The 18,607-nt window shown below is 59.0% G+C and carries 13 protein-coding genes; 5 read left to right on the top strand and 8 right to left on the bottom strand.

What is annotated here, in order from left to right; translation table 11 throughout:
- Positions 1–41 precede the first annotated feature (41 nt).
- Positions 42–1,241 carry an AAA family ATPase gene (locus tag ACR6AS_RS15560; protein WP_434162866.1) on the top strand — a complete coding sequence of 400 codons (1,200 nt, stop codon included), beginning with the start codon at positions 42–44 and terminating at the stop codon, positions 1,239–1,241.
- Positions 1,242–1,248: 7 nt separating this feature from the next.
- Positions 1,249–2,220, top strand: coding sequence for a ParB family protein (locus tag ACR6AS_RS15555; protein ID WP_418798887.1), 972 nt, complete (start codon positions 1,249–1,251; stop codon positions 2,218–2,220).
- Between the two features lie 1,061 nt (positions 2,221–3,281).
- On the opposite strand, the gene ACR6AS_RS15550 is transcribed toward ACR6AS_RS15555, so the two are convergent.
- From ACR6AS_RS15550 to ACR6AS_RS15535, 4 genes are read right to left on the bottom strand one after another with little or no spacing between them, the layout of a single operon-like run.
- Positions 3,282–4,292 (bottom strand): transketolase family protein, encoded by a 1,011-nt coding sequence (locus tag ACR6AS_RS15550; protein ID WP_288473333.1) that lies wholly within the window; start codon positions 4,290–4,292, stop codon positions 3,282–3,284.
- 1 nt (position 4,293) lies between these two features.
- Positions 4,294–5,136, bottom strand: coding sequence for a transketolase (locus ACR6AS_RS15545; RefSeq protein ID WP_293772576.1), 843 nt, complete (start codon positions 5,134–5,136; stop codon positions 4,294–4,296).
- 12 nt (positions 5,137–5,148) lie between these two features.
- A complete protein-coding gene (locus ACR6AS_RS15540; protein WP_128087003.1) occupies positions 5,149–6,447 on the bottom strand; it encodes an MFS transporter in 1,299 nt (432 codons plus the stop codon).
- A 54-nt stretch (positions 6,448–6,501) separates the two neighbouring features.
- The gene (locus ACR6AS_RS15535; RefSeq protein ID WP_418803613.1) at positions 6,502–7,251 is read right to left on the bottom strand and encodes an SDR family NAD(P)-dependent oxidoreductase; all 750 of its coding nucleotides are present in this window, start codon (positions 7,249–7,251) and stop codon (positions 6,502–6,504) included.
- 197 nt (positions 7,252–7,448) lie between these two features.
- Between ACR6AS_RS15535 and ACR6AS_RS15530 the strand changes: the two genes are divergently transcribed.
- Together ACR6AS_RS15530 and ACR6AS_RS15525 are read left to right on the top strand one after the other, a co-directional pair.
- Positions 7,449–8,351 carry a LysR substrate-binding domain-containing protein gene (locus tag ACR6AS_RS15530; protein ID WP_111138923.1) on the top strand — a complete coding sequence of 301 codons (903 nt, stop codon included), beginning with the start codon at positions 7,449–7,451 and terminating at the stop codon, positions 8,349–8,351.
- Positions 8,352–8,544: 193 nt separating this feature from the next.
- Positions 8,545–9,996: a sugar porter family MFS transporter gene (locus ACR6AS_RS15525; RefSeq protein ID WP_293772580.1), complete on the top strand. Its 1,452-nt coding sequence runs from the start codon at positions 8,545–8,547 to the stop codon at positions 9,994–9,996.
- A gap of 337 nt (positions 9,997–10,333) precedes the next feature.
- Here the strand turns inward: ACR6AS_RS15525 and ACR6AS_RS15520 are convergent, their stop codons facing one another.
- The 3 genes from ACR6AS_RS15520 to ACR6AS_RS15510 form a co-directional block, all read right to left on the bottom strand.
- Positions 10,334–11,188, bottom strand: a complete 855-nt coding sequence (locus ACR6AS_RS15520; RefSeq protein WP_434162859.1) for an oxidoreductase — start codon at positions 11,186–11,188, stop codon at positions 10,334–10,336.
- A gap of 187 nt (positions 11,189–11,375) precedes the next feature.
- Positions 11,376–15,908 carry an ATP-dependent helicase gene (locus ACR6AS_RS15515; protein WP_434163178.1) on the bottom strand — a complete coding sequence of 1,511 codons (4,533 nt, stop codon included), beginning with the start codon at positions 15,906–15,908 and terminating at the stop codon, positions 11,376–11,378.
- Between the two features lie 104 nt (positions 15,909–16,012).
- Positions 16,013–17,206 carry an MFS transporter gene (locus ACR6AS_RS15510; protein ID WP_434162857.1) on the bottom strand — a complete coding sequence of 398 codons (1,194 nt, stop codon included), beginning with the start codon at positions 17,204–17,206 and terminating at the stop codon, positions 16,013–16,015.
- 284 nt (positions 17,207–17,490) lie between these two features.
- Between ACR6AS_RS15510 and ACR6AS_RS15505 the strand changes: the two genes are divergently transcribed.
- A complete protein-coding gene (locus ACR6AS_RS15505) occupies positions 17,491–17,883 on the top strand; it encodes a VOC family protein (protein WP_434162855.1) in 393 nt (130 codons plus the stop codon).
- An 84-nt stretch (positions 17,884–17,967) separates the two neighbouring features.
- Here ACR6AS_RS15505 and ACR6AS_RS15500 read toward each other — a convergent pair whose 3' ends face one another.
- Positions 17,968–18,585: a pyridoxamine 5'-phosphate oxidase family protein gene (locus tag ACR6AS_RS15500; RefSeq protein ID WP_111138917.1), complete on the bottom strand. Its 618-nt coding sequence runs from the start codon at positions 18,583–18,585 to the stop codon at positions 17,968–17,970.
- Positions 18,586–18,607: the final 22 nt, after the last annotated feature.

Below are 18,607 nucleotides of genomic sequence, written 5' to 3'. Positions count from 1 at the left end.
TTTATGTATAAAGTCGTAAATCCTACATGTTTGGAGCAACGATGGCTAACGATGACAAGCAGGTGATGAAGGTTGCACAGCGTTCAGAACGCATGCTGCTGAGCCTCACCGAACAAATCCAGGCGCAGAAGCAGGAACTGCACGAAAACACCTATTATCAGGTCTATGCCAAAGCGGCACTGGCGAAGTTGCCTAAACTGACCCGGGCCAGTGTGGATTATGCTGTCAACGAGATGGAAGAGAGCGGTTATCAGTTCGATAAACGCGCAGCGGGCTCTTCCGTCAAATACGCCATGTCGATTCAGAATATTATCGATATCTATCATCATCGTGGCGTGCCGAAGTACCGGGATCGCCATTATGAGGCCTATACGCTGTTTGTCGGCAATCTGAAAGGCGGGGTCTCTAAAACGGTTTCCACCGTTTCGCTGGCGCATGCGCTGCGTGCCCACCCTCACCTTTTGTATGAAGATCTGCGGATCCTGGTCATTGATCTCGATCCACAATCCTCTGCCACCATGTTTCTGAATCATGAGCGTTCAGTGGGGCTGGTAGAAGCGACCGCCGCGCAGGCGATGCTGCAGAATGTTTCGCGTGACGAGCTGATTAACGAATTTATCGTCCCGTCGATTATTCCGGGCGTGGATGTGCTGCCCGCTTCAATCGATGACGCCTTTATCGCTTCGCGCTGGGATGAGCTGTGCGCTGAACATCTGCCACAACAGAACATTCATGCCGTGCTCTACGAGAACGTCATTGCCAAACTGAAGAAAGATTATGACTTTATCTTTATCGACAGCGGGCCGCACCTGGATGCGTTTCTGAAAAATGCGATTGCGGCTTCCGATCTGCTGATGACGCCTGTTCCTCCCGCTCAGGTTGATTTCCACTCGACGCTGAAATACCTGACGCGCCTGCCGGAGCTGATTGCGATTATTGAAGATTCCGGCGCGACCTGTCGGCTGCAGGGTAACATCGGCTTTATGTCCAAGCTTTCCAACAAAGCCGATCACAAACTTTGCCATAGTCTGGCAAAAGAGATTTTTGGGGGCGACATGCTCGATGCCGCCCTTCCCCGCCTCGATGGCTTCGAACGCTGCGGGGAATCATTTGATACGGTCATCTCCGCCAATCCGTCGACCTACGTCGGCAGCAGCGAAGCGCTGAAAAATGCGCGCTCAGCCGCTGAGGATTTTGCAAAAGCCGTGTTCGATCGTATCGAATTTATTCGCCTGAACTGAGGTTTGTATGAGCGCAAAAAGAATTACGATTGGCAGAACCTTCAGCCAGACTCCCCTGGAAAATGAAGCGCCTGACAGCCAGCATAATCAGACTTTCGTACTGGCCACGGGCAAGCGCGCCCTGTTTCGCTTTGAACGTATTGCCGCTGCAGAGGTTGAGAGCAAAACCTTTGTCACGATGGAAACCAACGGACGCGATCAGGCTGGCCTGACGCCCGATTCACTGCGTGACATCATCCGCACGATTAAGCTGCAGCAGTTCTTTCCGGCCATTGGCGTGATGCGTGACGAGCGTATCGAGATCCTCGACGGCTCACGCCGCCGTGCGGCCGCGCTGCACTGCAAAACCGGCCTTGACGTGCTGGTCACGGATGCCGCCATTACTGCGGATGAAGCGCGCAGGCTGGCACAGGATATTCAGACGGCGCGTGAACATAATCTGCGTGAAGTGGGGATGCGCCTGCTGACGCTGAAAGAGGGCGGCCTGTCGCAGAAAGAGATTGCTGAGAATCAGGGACTCTCCCAGGCGAAAGTGACCCGTGCCCTGCAGGCGGCCAGCGTGCCAGCCGACCTGATCACACTTTTTCCGAATCATGCCGAGCTGACCTATCCTGACTATAAGGCACTGTTACAGGCCACGGACAAGTTAAGCGAATCCGGACAAAGCATCGACACGTTAATCAATGCTATTTCGCGGGAAATTGATGTTGTCCGTGCCCGCGAAGGCCTGGCTGAGGATGAGCTGAAGAATCACATCCTGCGTCTAATCCGTCAGGGCAGCCAGACGCTGGTGAAGGAGCCGGAGAAAGATAAAACTCAGGCGACAACGCTCTGGTCCTTCGCGGACAAAGATCGCTTCGCCCGTAAAAAGGTGCGTGGCCGGATGTTCAGTTATGAGTTTAATCGTCAGTCGAAAGAGCTGCAGGAAGAGCTGGATAAAGTGATCGCAGAGACGCTGAAGAAGTATCTGAACCGTTAACGGTCTCAGCCTGAAGAAACCGGTGCGCTGCGCCGGTTTTTTTTTGCCTGCTCATCACTGTTTCATCCGGGATGCAGCCAATTTCAGGCTGAAATCGCCACGCTTTATCACGGTGGTTAATGGATAATTTATTGAAATTATTCTTCTTTTTTAATTATTACCAGCCTGAAATCGCCAGGCTTTTGTGAAATTTCAGTTGAGGTCAGATTCTGCTCCGTACCTTTGCGCAATTTATCACAGCCCATGATGAGTCTGCGTTATGAGATCGGCTGACAGGCTGCTGTGTCCTGAGCGCAGGCTGGCTCATCACGATATTGCAAGAGAAGAATTTCCGGCACTGGTTCATTTGTGACCAACCTTATTCCCCCCAGTGCTCTGAACACCTGACTGCCCCCGGATGCACACGCATCCCCTGATTAACCCGTTTACAGCGGAACCCTCCGCCAGCCTAAATTCATCATTAACCTTTTGTTTATATTGCAATTTACATAGAAATTTCAGGCTGAAATCGCCAGGAAAGCTGGCGGAAAGGTCCAGCCTGTTATCGGTCAGCCTGAAAAAGAACGTCGAAAAAGGGAGTGTGACAGGTTGACAGCTAACACCTGATTCCGGCACGAAAAAAGATACCCAGAAAATATCCCTCAGTTATCCACAGAAAAAGTGGATAACTTTTTCTGTGCAGTAAAATTATTTTTTCATGGACAGTGAAAGATGCTAATGCTGACTGAACACGACAACGAATTCTGGGGTAAAACTCTCTTCAGTGTTGACCCGCGCCGCGCTCATTCAGCGGCTGTGCAGCGTCACGGGATTAGCCTGAATCTCACAGGATGGTTGAAGCGCCTGCCAGACGCCTGCGATGGTCAGATAAGCGTGCTGTTTACAGTGAATCGGCACCGGCCGGTTCTTCAGGATCCTGCATCCGCCCGTCTGCCCCGTTTTCAGGGATAGTGGCGTGGCAAACAGAGTGAAAGGCGTGGTCCACTGCAATCAGTAAAACTGACGATATTCTGTGAAGCAGCCTGGCGGAAAACCGGGCCGGTGGCCCGGTTAAGTTCCCTTCAGCCTTCCAGCCAGGCGGTGATCTGCTTCACCACCGCCTCGGTTGAGAGGCCATAGCGGTCATGCAGCGTGGGTAACGCGCCAGCAGCCAGGAAGGCATCCGGCAGCGCAATCTGTCTGAAGCGTGGCGTCACGCCCTGCCGCATTAACAGCCCCGCAATCGCTTCGCCCAGCCCGCCGGTGACTGAATGGTTCTCAGCAGTGATCACCAGCTGATTGTGGTGCAGCGCCTCCCCGGCTTCACGCAGGATCGTCTCTTCATCCAGCGGCTTGATCACGGGCGAATGTACGACGCCAACCTCAATGCCCCGGCTCTCCAGCACCTCAGCCGCCTCCAGGGCGCGCATGGTCATCAGGCCACTGCTGATGATGACGGCATGTTTACCGCTGCGCAGACGCTGAGCCTTTCCGTGCTGATAGCGGTACGCATACTTATCCAGCACCAGCGGCACCTTGCCGCGCAGCAGCCGCAGATACACCGGACCCCGATGGTCGGCAATAGCCGGAACGACCTGACTGATTTCAAGCGCATCGCAGGGATCGATGATGGTCAGATTAGGCATTCCCCTGAAGATGGCGAGATCGTCGGTAGCCTGATGACTCGGCCCATAGCCGGTCGTCAGGCCGGGCAGCGCGCAGGCAATCCTGACATTCAGATTCTCTTCGGCGATCGCCATGCAGATAAAGTCATAGGCGCGACGGGATGCAAACACGGCATAGGTGGTGACAAAGGGCATAAATCCTTCACGCGCCATGCCCGCCGCGGCGCTCATCAGTAACTGCTCCGCCATGCCCATCTGATAAAAGCGCGCAGGAAAGGCGTCTGCAAACAGATGCAGATCGGTGTATTTGCTCAGATCCGCCGTCAGGCCGACCACATCAGGACGCTGCTGCGCCAGCGAAACCAGAGCATGACCAAAGGGTGCGGACGCCGTCGGCTGGCCGTCTGCGGCGATAGACGCAATCATGGCCGAGGTAGTCAGCCGTTTTTTCTGTGGTTGTAGGTTCATCTCAGACTCCCTGTTCCAGTGCGGTCAGTGCTTTGTCCCACTCATCGGCGTCGACGCGGATAAAGTGAGTCTTTTCACGGCTTTCCAGAAACGGCACGCCCTTGCCCATCCGGGTGTCGCAGATAATGACGCGCGGCTGCGGCCCCACCTGGTTACGTGCGGCGTCAAACGCGGCCTGCAGTGCAGGAATATCGTTGCCATCGACCCGCTGAACAAACCAGCCAAACGCCTGCCAGCGCTCCACGATCGGCTCAAAAGCCAGAATCTCACTGCTGTGGCCGTCAGCCTGCTGATTATTGACATCGACGATGGCGATCAGGTTATCGAGCTGCCAGTGTGACGCGGACATCACGGCTTCCCAGGTTGAACCTTCATTCAGTTCGCCATCTGAAAGCAGGTTATAGACCCGGGCCGTTGAGCCTTTCTGCTTCAGCCCCAGACAGGCGCCTACGGCAATGCCCAGCCCGTGGCCCAGCGAGCCGCCGGTGATCTCCATGCCGGGGGTGTAAGCCGCCATGCCCGACATCGGCAACCGGCTCTCATCGGTGCCGTAGGTTTCCCGCTCCTCTTCGGGAATGACGCCTGCTTCCAGCAGAGCGGCATAGAGCGCGATTGCGTAGTGGCCGATCGAGAGATAAAAGCGGTCACGCCCTTCCCAATCAGGTTCACCGGGCCGGTAGTTCAGGGCATGAAAATAGCTGACCGCGAGGAGGTCGGCTGCGCCTAATGCCTGCCCGATATAGCCCTGGCCCTGCACCTGGCCCATCAGTAAGGCATGGCGACGGATGCGTGTGGCGCGTTGCTGTAAGGAGAGCGTGTCGGCTCTGTATTGAGGGTCTGTCATGTGGCCTCCTGATTAACGATTAACATCCGCCGCCCGGATGCGCAGCACGCAGAGCGCACCACCCAGCAGGACCGCAGCAATAAAGTACATGCCGGATGAGGGGGTGCCGGTTGCCGTGGTGATGGCACCGATCAGCCACGGCGAGAAAAAGCCGGCGAGATTGGCGAAGCAGTTCACCGCGGCGATGCCCGCGGCCGCAGAGACGCCGCCCAGCAGATTGGTCGGCAGCATCCAGAACAGTGATGAGGCGGAAAGGATGCCTGCCGCAGCGAGACAGAGGCAGAGCAGGGAGAAAGCGGTGCTGTGACTCAGCAGCGTCGCCAGCGTCAGACCCGTCAGACCGGCCACCATCGGCACGATGAGATGCCAGCGGCGTTCACGGCAGCGGTCACCACTGCGACCGGCGAGCAGCATCACGACGATGGCACAGAGGTAGGGCAGACTGGTCAGCAGACCAATATGCAGCGGCTCGCTCACGCCTGAGTTTCTCACCAGCGTCGGCAACCAGAACGTCAGGGCATACTGACCCATCACGACACAGAAATAGATCAGGGCCAGCAGCCACAGACGACGGTCTGCGACAAATGCCCGCAACGTGCCGTGGCAGGCCTTCTGCTGATTATCCTCATCCAGGTCGGCACGCACCCGGCGCTTCTCGTCGTCGTCCAGCCACTCCGCCTGCTCGACCCGATCCCTGAGCACCAGCAGCACCACACAGCCCATCACGATGGTCGGTATGGCTTCCAGCAAAAACATCCACTGCCAGCCCGCCCAGCCATGGAAGCCGGCAAAGGTGGCCATGATCCAGCCGGAGAGCGGGCCGCCCAGCATCCCGGAAAGCGGAATGGCCACAAACCAGAGTACCGTCATACGTGCGCGACGGTGCGCGGGAAACCAGTAGGTGAGGTAGAGCAGCAGGCCGGGCGCCAGACCAGCCTCGGCCACGCCCAGCAGAAAGCGCAGCAGGTAGAACTGCCAGGCGGTCTCCACAAAGGCGAAGAGCGCCGAGATGAGGCCCCAGCTAATCATGATGCGGGCAATCCAGCGGCGCGCGCCGACCCGGTGCAGGATCAGGTTGCTGGGTACCTCAAAGAAGAAGTAGCCGATAAAAAAGATGCCAGCACCCAGCCCGTAAACCGTTTCGCTCAGCGACAGATCGTCCATCATCTGCAGCTTCGCAAAACCCACATTGACGCGGTCAAGATAGGCACAGAGATAACAGAGCATCAGCCAGGGCATCAGCCGCCAGGCAATTTTACGATAGGTGATATCGCGCGCAGCCGCGGCTGCGCTCAGATTAAGCGTGGTCATGATGTTCACTCCCGAAGGGCGCCCGCCGGACGGGCGGGCAGGGAAGGGCGTTGCTTAGTGGATCAGCATGCCGCCATTTACATCCAGCGTGATGCCGGTGAGATAGCCGGAGAGATCGCTGGCAAGAAACAGCGCCGCGCTGGCGACGTCGCTGGCCGTGCCCAGGCGGCCGAGCGGTATGCCGTCGATGATGGCGTGACGACGCTCATCCTGAAGCAATCCGCCCGTAATGTCTGTCTGGATAAGACCGGGCGTCAGGGCGTTGATGCGGATCTGGTCCGGACCAAACTCGCGCGCCATCGCTTTAGTCAGGCCGAGTACGCCCGCTTTCGCTGCGCTGTAGTGCGGGCCACCGAAAATTCCGCCGCCGCGCTGAGCCGATACCGACGAGAGACAGATGATGCTGCCGCTTTGCTGCTGCTGCATGGTCGGGATCACCGCCTGGGACATCAGCAGCGTGCCGCGCAGATTGACGTCGAGGATCCGGTTGTAGTCACTCAGGCCAATCTCCAGCGTCTTCACCGGCTGCGTGATGCCGGCGTTGTTGACCAGTACATCAATGCGCCCGTAATGCGCAAGGATCTGGTCGACGGCCCGGCGGATGGAGAGGGGATCGGTCACATCGGTCGCCAGGCCGAGATGTCCTTCGCCGCACGACAGGGCGCTGGCCTGCGCGGCCTCGGGATCTAAATCGAGCACCACGACGCGCGCGCCATGCTGAGCAAAACAGGTCGCCGTTGCCCGGCCAATACCGCGCTGAGAGGCGGCGCCGGTGATAATCGCAACTTTATTTTCAAGTAACATGGTCCACTCCAGAAGAATAATTATTAGTGGTTCGGTATCGCTACCGGCAGGGTCACGATCAGAATTGATAACGCGGCGAAAATTGGCAATGCAAAAAAATTCATTTGATGCTGAATGAATTTGTTGGTTTGATGCAGTTAACAGTTCTGCAACAGAGAAACGGGCACCTGTCACAAAATCGCGGCGCGGAGAGGCGGATGGAAAAGCAGTCTGATCACTTACCTTCAATTAAAGCGCTGCGGGTGTTTGAGCAGGTTGCCCATTTCGGTAATGTGGCGCGCGCGGCGGAGACACTCAGTATTACCCCTTCGGCGGCCAGCCATCAGCTGGCTAAACTGGAGCGGGAACTGGGCTGTATTCTGTTCAATCGCTCTGCCAGAGGGGTCACGCTGACGCTCTCGGGTGAGCATTATCTGCGGGAGATCGGTCCGATCCTGCTGGGGCTGGCGCAGGCGACGGCACGCATTAGTAATGAGAACGCCCGCAGCAATCTGCGGATACACTGCGCGCCCAGCTTCGGGCTGCTCTGGCTGTTGCCGCGCATCCATAAGTTCCGGGAGAGCTATCCGGAGTTTCAGCTTACCCTCTCCTGCTCGTATGAAAATCTTTCCTTCAGCCGGGATAATATCGATCTGGCGATACGGCACGGCTTCCCGGACTGGAAGGCGTTTGAAATCAAAACGATCCGCCACGAGCGCATGTCGGTTCTGGCGTCACCGGCCTATCTGGCACAGCATCCGGTTCAGCAGGCGGCCGATCTGCGTCATCATGCGCTGATCTTATCGGAGTCGCCGCTGATACAGTGGCCGCAGTGGTTTGCTTCCCGGCAGCTGCCCCAGCCGGATAAAGAGTGGCTGTTTCGCTTTGATCGTTCCTATATGAGCCTTGAAGCGGCCATGCTGGGCCACGGGCTGATTTTTGAGAGTGAATTGCTGGCGGAAGCGTATCTGCGCAGCGGGAAACTTGTCAGGGTATTTTCTGAACAGGAGAGCCTGCCCGTCAGCGCGCATCATCTGGTCTTTCCGCGCGGATTTGCCCGGTTTCCACGCGTGGCTCATTTTCTTAACTGGATCCAGGATGAGCTGAAAGGGATGCCCTGAAATAACTTTCTTTCAGTCACTGTTTCGCCGGTTTATTTCTTCTTTTCCCTCTCCCGCTTATTAACGGCGTATTGCTCATGCCAGTTTAAAAATAGCGTCTACACTTCCTTACCCAATCGGTAAATATGTTTCATTTCTATTCCGTATGAAATTTAACCATGCGGATGTTTAACTTATTAATGGCAGGAATATTATGAGTGCAAATACACCAGATTCTGGTGATGCAGGCGATCACGCGCCTGCGGATACGGTACGCCAGCGTATTTTTTTAGTGGTGCTGGTAGCGACGATGGGGGCGCTGGCCTTTGGTTATGACACCGGGATCATTTCGGGCGCACTGCCCTATATGACCTCACCGCCGGATCAGGGCGGGCTGGGACTGAACGCCTTTACGGAAGGACTCGTCGCCTCTTCGCTGGTGTTCGGCGCCGCCATTGGCTCCTTCCTGAGTGGGTTCTTCTCTGACCGTTTTGGCCGCCGTATTACGCTGCGCAGCCTGGCGGTGATCTTTGTGCTGGGTTCACTGGGTACGGCGCTGGCACCCTCGGTTAACGTGATGGTGGCGATGCGCTTCCTGCTGGGTATCGCGGTGGGCGGTGGCTCGTCAACCGTGCCGGTGTTTATCGCTGAAATTGCCGGGCCGCGATTGCGCGCGCCGCTGGTCAGCCGCAACGAACTGATGATCGTCACCGGCCAGCTGGTGGCGTATGTCGCCAGTACGCTGCTGAGCTATCTGCTGCACGATGAGCACCTGTGGCGTTACATGCTGGCGATTGCGATGGTGCCGGGCCTGCTGCTGTTTATCGGCACCTTCTTCGTACCGGCGTCGCCGCACTGGCTGGTGGCGGAAGGACGTCTGCGCGAGGCGAAAAAAATCCTGAAGTATCTGCGTGAAACGCCACGCGAAGTCCGTCATGAGATGGCACAGATGAAGAAGCAGGCCAGGGCAGCCGAGCGCGGCCCGGATGCGAAAACCCTGATCCGCGAGAAATGGGTGATTCGTCTGATGATCATCGGTGTCGGTCTTGGCTTTGTCGCGCAGTTTACCGGGGTCAACGGCTTCATGTACTACACGCCGATTATCCTGAAGTCCACCGGAATGGGCACCAGCGCCTCAATCGCCGCCACCATCGGCAACGGCGTGGTCTCCGTGCTGGCGACCTTTGTCGGCATCTGGGCCATCAGCCGCTTCCCGCGCCGCACGATGCTGATTACCGGTCTGTGTCTGGTGATCACCGCGCAGATCCTGCTGGGCGGCGTGCTGACCTTTATGAGTTCCAGCCTGATGCAGAGCTATCTGGCTCTGGCCTGTATTCTGCTGTTCCTGTTCTGCATGCAGATGTGTATTTCACCGGTCTACTGGCTGATGATGTCGGAGCTGTTCCCGATGCAGCTGCGCGGTGTGCTGACCGGCGGGGCCGTTTCGCTGCAGTGGATATTTAACGCCGTAGTCGCCTTTGGTTTCCCACCGGTCATGGAATATGCCGGCAGCACGACCTTCTTTATCTTCGCCGCCATCAATGCAGGTTCACTGATCTTTGTATTGACGATGGTCCCTGAAACGCGGGGCAAGAGTCTGGAAGAGATCGAGACACACATGAAAGAGAAGTTTGGTGAAAAGCCGAAAGAGGCTGAAGCCGTCTGACCCATCACCGGATTCAGCCCGACGCTGAATCCGGTTTTTTATCCGCTTTCTGCGACGTGCCTGTCTTCGTTCTCGCCTCATGCAAACCGTCAGCGTTCACTGTAAAGGGCAGATGAGAGCGGGTGCAACGCTGGCGATTTCAGCCTGAAATCGCCAGCACCGGACTGTGAAATCGCGGCCGGTTAACGCCGGAAACGCCCGTCAGCAGGGCATCTTCTCCGCTACCCCTGACAGCAATCCGTTTTCTTTCGCCATACGCATATCCGCAGAATCATGCCGCTGTTGTTCTGCTCAGGACGTGACGGCATCACGTCCCGGGGAGCCCGTTGCTCGCAGATTAAAGGGCATTCAGGGTCGCCATCACTTCATCCGACAGCACCAGATTGCCGCTGGCCAGATTCTCCCGCAGATGTTCAGGGGAGGAGGTGCCGGGGATGAGCAGGATATTGTGTGAACGGCGCAGCAGCCACGCCAGCGCGACCTGCATCGGTGTCGCATTCAGAGAGGCAGCAACCTCATTCAGCTTCGCCAGCTTCAGCGGCGCAAAGCCGCCCAGTGGGAAAAAGGGCACCCAGGCAATGCCCTGCTGAGCCAGGCTGTCCACCAGCTCATCATCCTGACGGTGCGCGAGGTTATACATATTCTGCACGCAGACAATCGGTGTCAGCGCCTGAGCTTCAGCGATCTGGGTGGCGGTCACGTTACTCAGGCCAATGTGACGGATGAGCCCACGATCCTTTAAGGCCATCAGCGCTTCCAGTTGCGGGGCAAGCGAACCTTCCTTCGGTCTGGCCGGATGCAGCATACTGCGCAGATTCACTACCTCAATCACGTCCAGCCCCAGATGACGCAGATTATCTTCCACGGCCTGGGTCAGCGCCTCCGGTTCCATCGCCGCATGCCAGCCGCCTTTGGCGTCACGGCGGGCACCGACTTTAGTCACAATGCACAGATCCTGCGGATAGGGATAGAGGCTCTTTTTGATTAACAGATTGGTTTCGTGCGGGCCGTAAAAATCGCTGGTGTCGATATGATTGACGCCTGCTTCAATCGCGTCGCGCAAAACCTGCATGGCACGGGCTTCATCTTTAACCGGCCCGAACACGCCCGGCCCGGCCAGCTGCATAGCGCCAAAGCCGATACGGTTTACGTTACGATCGCCTAACTGGTAAGTCATGGTGTTGTCTGACATGAGAACCTCCTGCATGGGTGTAGATCAAGTGTAATGGTGATTCAGCAGGGCAACTATCGGGTGTTGACAGGCGCGAGAAATAAAGCGGCGTTCTTTGAGGAAAGAGTGTGCGGAAGAGGGCGGCATTCAGCCTGCGGACCGATCCAGGATGACCGCGCAGGCGTTCGCCGATGTGCTGAAACCTGCGCTAGCGGTACCAGCTGAATCCCTGCGGTACCCGGGAAAAACCGGCGTGGCGCAGCGCATTAAACAGGGGTGAGTGCGACACCGGTTGACCCGCCACCGTTTCCAGCGTAAAGCTCGCAGGTTTTTCACGTTTCAGCGACGCACCCAGCGCGGCAACCGCGGCTTCCAGCCGTGTGACATCGTCACTGAACGTCAGTAACTCTTTGCCACCCGGCGTCAGGTAGAGCATCAGGGCACCGTCCGCGATGACCACCCGCGCGCCCTGACGGCGGACAGGCCGGGTTGCGCTGGCGTGTGACGGCCAGCTGAGCATCGCGCCAAACGGATTCGCCGGATCAGAGGCCGCCAGCACGACCGCCTCCGCCGCGGCCCCGGAGTCTTCTGCCAGCTGCCGCAGCCGCTCAATGGTCTGATGATCGGCAAACTGCGCGCCGCCTGCTCCGGCGACAAACCGGCCGCGCAGCAGCCGCCCGGCATCTTCCATGCCGCGCAATACCGGCTGCAGGGCCGGAAAGCCGCCGGGGATCTGTTCTGAAACCACACAGCCGCGCGTGATGACGCCATAGCGGTCCAGCAGGTTCTCCGCCAGCGACAGGGCCAGCCGGGCAGGCGCAACCGCCTGCCGCGCTATCCGCGACCAGCGCCCGGGCAGCGTGCTGACCATCGGACGGCGTGCGGGCAACGCGCCTGGCGTAAAGCTATGACCGAATCGGGTGCGCAGGGTCCGCGCCGGACGTGAACGTGTCACGCCCGGCGCACTCAGACGGCTGCGTACGGCAATCCAGCTATCCGCGGTGATGCAGCCCTGCCACACCAGTTGCCACAGCGCGTCATTGATATCCGCCGTTTCCGGTGCACTCGCTTCCATTTTCGCCGTCAGCTCATGAACAAGCCATGCGCCTCCCTGGCTTAGTGTGTCGTAAAGAGCCTGCTGAAGCGAGGAGAGAGCTGGCGTGGTCTCCTGCACCGGCAGCGTTTCTGCCGCAAAGACAGAGAGGTGAAATGAGATCAGGCCATCATTCTGGCCCAGGGCTTTATGCCCGTACCAGATCACCTCGCCACTGGCTAACAGCGCGTCGAGCATTGCAGGCTGATAGTCGCGGATCCGGGCCCGCAGGATCTGTGATTCCCACAATGAAGCCGGAAGCGGCACGCCAGCGAGCTGTTCAATTACCCGCAGCAGCCCGCTGGCACCCTGACTTTCTTCCCGCTGCAGATCATCTAAACCGTGCCGCTCCAGCAGCAGGCGAACCCAGGCGGAAGGGGGCACCGGCTCGGTCGCCTCGCGAGCTGATTGCAGTGAACGTAAGCGCAGACGTCTGAAGTTCTCCGCAGTGACCCACTCTGTTTCTGACGCGCCTGCGACTGCACCGATGTTCATCAGGCTGCCCTGGGATTGCAGGGCGTGCAGCCGCCCGTTTACTACGGCGGTGCCCAGCCCGAAGTGGGTGGCGAGCTGTCGGGTTGTGAACAGTGCATGCGTGCGGGCGTAGCGGCTGATCAGATCGCCCAAAGGATCGGCCACCGATGCCAGGAAGGTGGCGGGCAGATCATCCGGCAGCGTGCAGGCCAGCGCATCGCGCAGGCGGCCTGCATCTTCGATCGCCGCCCAGCGCGATTCGCCAGCGACAGTGACCGGAATAATCCGCCGGGCAGCCGCGAACTGCGTGATGGCCGGGGAGATCGCGTCAGGATTGCCGGCAAAGCGGGCCGCGATGGCCGCCACGGAGAGCGGGCCGAGGTCGCGCAGCAGATCGACAATGCCCTCGGCGTGCGAAACCTGATAGCGGGGATCAAGGCGTTGCAGAAGCTGCTCAGTCTGCTTCACGGCCTCCGCGTTCAGCAGATCGCGTTCCGGTATCTGGCCGAGCAGCTCACCCAGCAGGCTGCTGTCGAGCGTCAGCAGGGAGGCCTGCCGTTCCGCCTGCGGAGCATCGCTGGCGTAGATAAATTCCGAGACGTAGCCGAATAAAAGCGGCGCGGCGAAAGGAGAGGGCCGGGCGGTCGTCACCTCAACCACGCTGACGCGATCCTCAGCCACCTGTTTCATCAGCGCATGCAGGGCAGGCAGGTCATAGACATCCTGCAGACATTCGCGGGCGGTTTCGATCATGATGGGGAAATCATCATACTGCTGTGCGACGGCCAGCAGCTGACCGGCACGCAGTCGCTGCTGCCAGAGCGGCGAACGCTTACCCGGATTGCGCCTCGGCAGCAGCAGTGCCCGTGCGGCGCACTCCCGGAAACGGGCGGCAAACAGCGCCGACTGGCCGACGCTTTCCGCTACGAACCGGAAGAGTGTATCCGCGTCGAAGAGAAACAGGTCAGCGCCAGGCAAATCGCCTTCACTGGCGGGAAAATGGGCGACGATGCCATCATCGCTGGCAGCAACGGAGGCATCAATGCCCAGGCGTTGCCGGATGCGTGCGCCGATTGCCAGCGCCCAGGGCGCATTGACCCGTTTTCCCCACGGCGAATGCAGGATCAGCCGCCAGTCGCCAATTTCGTCCCGGCAGCGTTCAATCAGCAGCGTCTGGTCATCCGGCACGACGCCGGTGGCAGCACGCTGTTCAGCCACCAGCGCCAGCAGATTACTGACGGCATGATGATTCAGTCCCAGCGCACTGAGCCGGGCTGCATCATCCTCTGACGCGTCGCGGTTCAGCTGACGCAGAAACCTGCCGAGGCGGGCACCTGAATCGGCGCTGCGGCCCACCCCTTCTCCGCGCCAGAACGGCAGGCGGGCGGGACGACCCGGCGCTGGCACCACCACAACCTGGTCATGGGTGATCTGCTGGATGCGCCACGATGTCGCGCCCAGAGTCACGATGTCGTTGATCCGTGACTCATAGACCATCTCCTCATCCAGCTCGCCCACGCGCCTGGAGCCCGCCTGCTCCTCGCCTTCCGGCAGGATCACGCTGAACGTGCCCCGATCGGGAATGGTGCCGCCGCTGGTCACGGCAAGTTTCTGCGCGCCGGGGCGTGCTGTCAGCAGGCCATTCTCCCGATCCCACACCAGCTGCGGCCTGAGCTGAGCAAAGGCATCTGAGGGAAATTTTCCAGCCAGCATATCCAGCGTCGCGTCAAACAGCCGGCGAGGCAGCGCGCGGAACGGGTCGGCCCGGCGCACCCGTTCAAACCAGCTGTCGGCGTGCAGACTCTCCATGGCAACCGCCGCCAGTGTCTGCTGCGCCAGAATATCGAGCGGGTTATGCGGCGGGGTCAGCGCCTCCAGCTGCCCGGTCTGCATCAGTTCGAGTGTGACGGCGGTATCCAGCAGATCGCGCCGGGTGCGGGGAAACAGGATCCCGGTCGATACGCCGCCGACCTGATGCCCGGCCCTTCCTGCCCGTTGCAGCGCGCTGGCGACCGACAGCGGCGCACCAACCTGGATCACCAGATCCACCGGGCCCATATCGATACCCAGTTCCAGGCTCGACGTCGCCACCACGCAACGCACGCTGCCCTCTTTGAGCGCGGCTTCAATATGACTTCGCTGCTCTTTCGACACGGAACCGTGATGCGAGCGGGCGATAAGGTTGTCGTCCCTGTTGTTATCACTCTCCCGATCGCCAGCCGGACGGCATCCGGCAAGATAGCGTGCGTTAAGACGCGCCGTCAGTTTTTCCGCCAGTCCCCGCGAATTGACAAAGACGAGCGTGGCGCGATGCGCCATCACCTGCTGCAGAATACGCGCCTCAATGTGTGGCCAGATCGAACCGCCGACAGCAGGAGATTCAGTCGTGGGATCTTCACCCTCGGCGATGTCGGTCATATCGGCGACCGGCACCTCGATCGTCAGATGCAGCGTGCGTGTGGCGGCCGGATTGACAACCTGGACGGGCTGACAGCCGCCCAGAAAGGCCGCAACGCGTTCGACCGGCTGCACGGTGGCCGAGAGCCCGATGCGCTGAGCGGGCTGTGGCAGCAGCGCATCCAGCCGCTCCAGGCTCAGCGCCAGCTGGGACCCCCGTTTCGACCCCGCGACCGCATGTACCTCATCAACGATCACCGTCGTCACTCCCTGCAGTGTGGTGCGGGCTTTCGATGTCAGCATCAGAAACAACGATTCCGGAGTAGTAATGAGGATATCGGGCGGATATCGCAGCAGCCGGGCACGCGCTGCGCCGGGCGTATCACCGGAACGCATGCCGACATACAGGGTGATGGCGGGCGCGTTCAGTGCCTCACGGCGGGCGCTGACCCCGGCCAGTGGCAGCGTCAGGTTACGCTGCACGTCAGCCGCCAGCGCCTTCACAGGCGAAATATAGAGAATGCGGGTGGTGTTTTCACGCGCGGGTGCGGGATCGTCCGTTCTGGCGCTGAACAGGGTGTCGATGGCGGTAAGAAAGGCCGCCAGCGTTTTCCCGGAGCCGGTGGGGGCGATTACCAGCGCATGCTCGCCACGGGCGATGGCTTCCCAGGCCGCCAGCTGAACCGGCGTCGGGGCCGAAAAGGCGGCAGAGAACCATTGCCGCGTGGCGGCTGAGAAACGGGCTAAGATCGCCTCTGACCGGGCTGCTGACATCATACTCATGGGATTGTGCGTCCACTGCGCCTGAAATTAATCCGTTGAGTGTAAGTGAAAATGCCGCTTCAGGGGGATGCAACGGCTATAGGGTGCGTGGCGCGATGTCAGGAACCGGGTATGTCCGCGAATGCACGCCCTCTGACGGCCAGCAGCGACATCAGCGCCAGCACAATCAGCGTCATGCCGTAATACCAGGCGGTCTGGTTCAGTCCGATATGGGGAGCAGCGATGCCAGCGGCAATCGCGGGCAGGGCAAAGGCGAGGTAACTTTTCACTAAAAAGGCCGCAAACAGACCGGCGCGCTCGTGACCTTCCGCCAGCGGCAAAATGATTTTCAGCACGCTGGAGAAAATTGATCCGAATCCCTGGCCCGCAATCGCCGTGCCGACATAGAGCCAGGCCACGCTGTGCAGAGAGAGGCCGGTCAGGGTGATCGTGACGCCGGTTATCAGCATCAGCGTCCCGATAACCAGTGCGCGTGCAGGGGGAAGCAGACGGAAGAGTAACACCGCAGCCGTTGCGCTCAGCATCAGCGTGGCGACAACCGATCCGCCGATAAGCGGTGAGGTCAGCCCGGTGGCACTGGCGACCATGCCTGGCATGAGAGAAAGGTAGAAGCCGCCCAGCATCCAGGTGGCGATATTCACCGGCGTCACTTTCAGCAGAGGGCCCAGCGCGCGGCGCGGAATGGTGACCTGAGGACGCAGGGCGGCCAGAACGCCGGGCTGAGGCGCGATGGTTTCCGGTATCAGGGGTAAGAGCGCCATGGCCGCCAGCATCATCAGCAGCAAGAGCGCGTAGAGCGTGACGGTAGGAAAAGGGGCAAAGCTCACCAGAAATCCGCCTGCCAGCGTGCCCAGGGTCATTCCCAGGAATGCCGTAAAGGAGTTCAGCAGCGGCCCGCGGGTTTTGCTGGCGTCGATCAGGCTGGCTCCAAAGGTTGGCAGGGCGATGCCGGTCGCAAACCCCTGCACCAGCCGGGCAGTAATCAGCGTTGCCGCCGAGCTGGCCAGCATGAAAATCACCAGCGCAAGCGCATTGAGCGCCAGGGCCAGCAGCATCAGCGGTCGCCGCCCCGTGAAGTCCGACACTTTTCCTGCCGTCAGCAGCGCGGCCAGCAGGGCAAAAGCGTAGGCGCCAAAGACCAGCGTCAGCATGAGCGGCGACAGGTGGAACAGCGTACGATAGAGCGGATAAAGCGGCGTGGGGGCGCTGCTGGTCGCTGAAATCAGTACTGCACTGGTAAAGCTGAAAAGTGTGGTGCGGGTGGCGGCTGCAGGCGTCAGGACAGGGTTCATAACGATCACCTTAATGCAAAATATTAGCTTTAAGGTATACGGCGAACGGTGCCTTAATGCAATATCTTTGCTTTAACAAATCCTGCTGCGGGAAGGAAGAGGGAAAGGAACGCTGAAACCGGCCGAGGTTTTTATGAAAGAGCCTTACTCAGGCTGTGAGTGAAGTCATAAGGTCGATTTCTGCACGCCAGAATAACCAGGAGTTTCATGTTCCTGTGTGCTCATCGGGTTGTTAAGCAGAGGGAACCTGGCGAAGATTTCTGAAACCAACAGGAGGCGGGAAAATGAAAATAGACGAGATCGACTATATTCATCTGTACGTTGAAAACATTGAGCTTGCCGAGCGGTGGTACCAGACCATCCTGGGCTTTTCTCGCGACGAGTCCCTTTTATTCTGGTTCGGGCAGGGCGGACCGCTGGTGATCCGTAACCACGGGGCATCCCTTTCCCTTTTTCTCCGGCGATCGCAGCATCCGGGTCATACGGTGGCTTTCAGGGTCGCAGCCCGGTCATTCAGCGAACTGATTCCGGTCCTGAAGCAACATAATATTCCCTTCAGCGTCAGTGACCATGACGTCTCCATGTCCGTTTATTTCAGCGATCTCAGTGATAACAAAATTGAAGTCACCTCTTACGAGTATCCTGATGCAAAGCAACGGCTTGAGAACCTCGTGTAACGCCCGGTTTTGGTCATCGGTGCCGCTCTGGCTGGCCATGCACGGCTTAAAGCTGGCGGCGAGATCATCAGACCAGAACGGCACTCAATACAGTGAATTCTTCAGCCTTTCCGGCAGCGCTTTGTCATAGGCATCCCCGTCGATCTCTGCAATCTGTTTCAGAATCGAACCGGTGCTCGGCAGGGCCTGGCGGGAAATCTGCGTGTCGGCATCCCATAATCCTGCGCGGATAATGGCGCGGCTGCACTGAAAGAAGACGCTCTCCACGCTGATGCGCAGTACAGTTCCGGGCTGATGATGGTTGACGGCAAACCGCTTCAGCAACGCCGGATCGGTGCTGATCGCCGCCGTGCCGTTCACCCGCAGCGTCTCGCCAATGCCGGGGATAAGAAACAGCAGCGCAACCCGGTTGTCATGCAGAATGTTGCGCAGGCTGTCGATACGGTTATTTCCGCGTCTGTCGGGCAGCAGCAGCGTTTTTTCATCCTGGATCTCAACAAATCCGGCCGGATCGCCGCGCGGGGAGACATCCAGTCCCTCCGGCCCCGAGGTCGCCAGCGCCACAAAAGGTGAGGCTTCGATAAACGGACGATAGGCGGGGTGAATGTAAGCGGTGACCTTTGCAATAGAAGGGCGGGCGACACTGCCATAAAGACTCTCGAGTTCCGCCAGTTCAGTGATGATGTTGCTCTGTTCAGCCATTCATATCCTCTCTGCTGAATAA

The organism is Pantoea phosphatilytica, from assembly GCF_051025615.1.
Taxonomy (GTDB): domain Bacteria; phylum Pseudomonadota; class Gammaproteobacteria; order Enterobacterales; family Enterobacteriaceae; genus Pantoea.
This window is presented reverse-complemented; position numbering and strand designations above follow the sequence as displayed.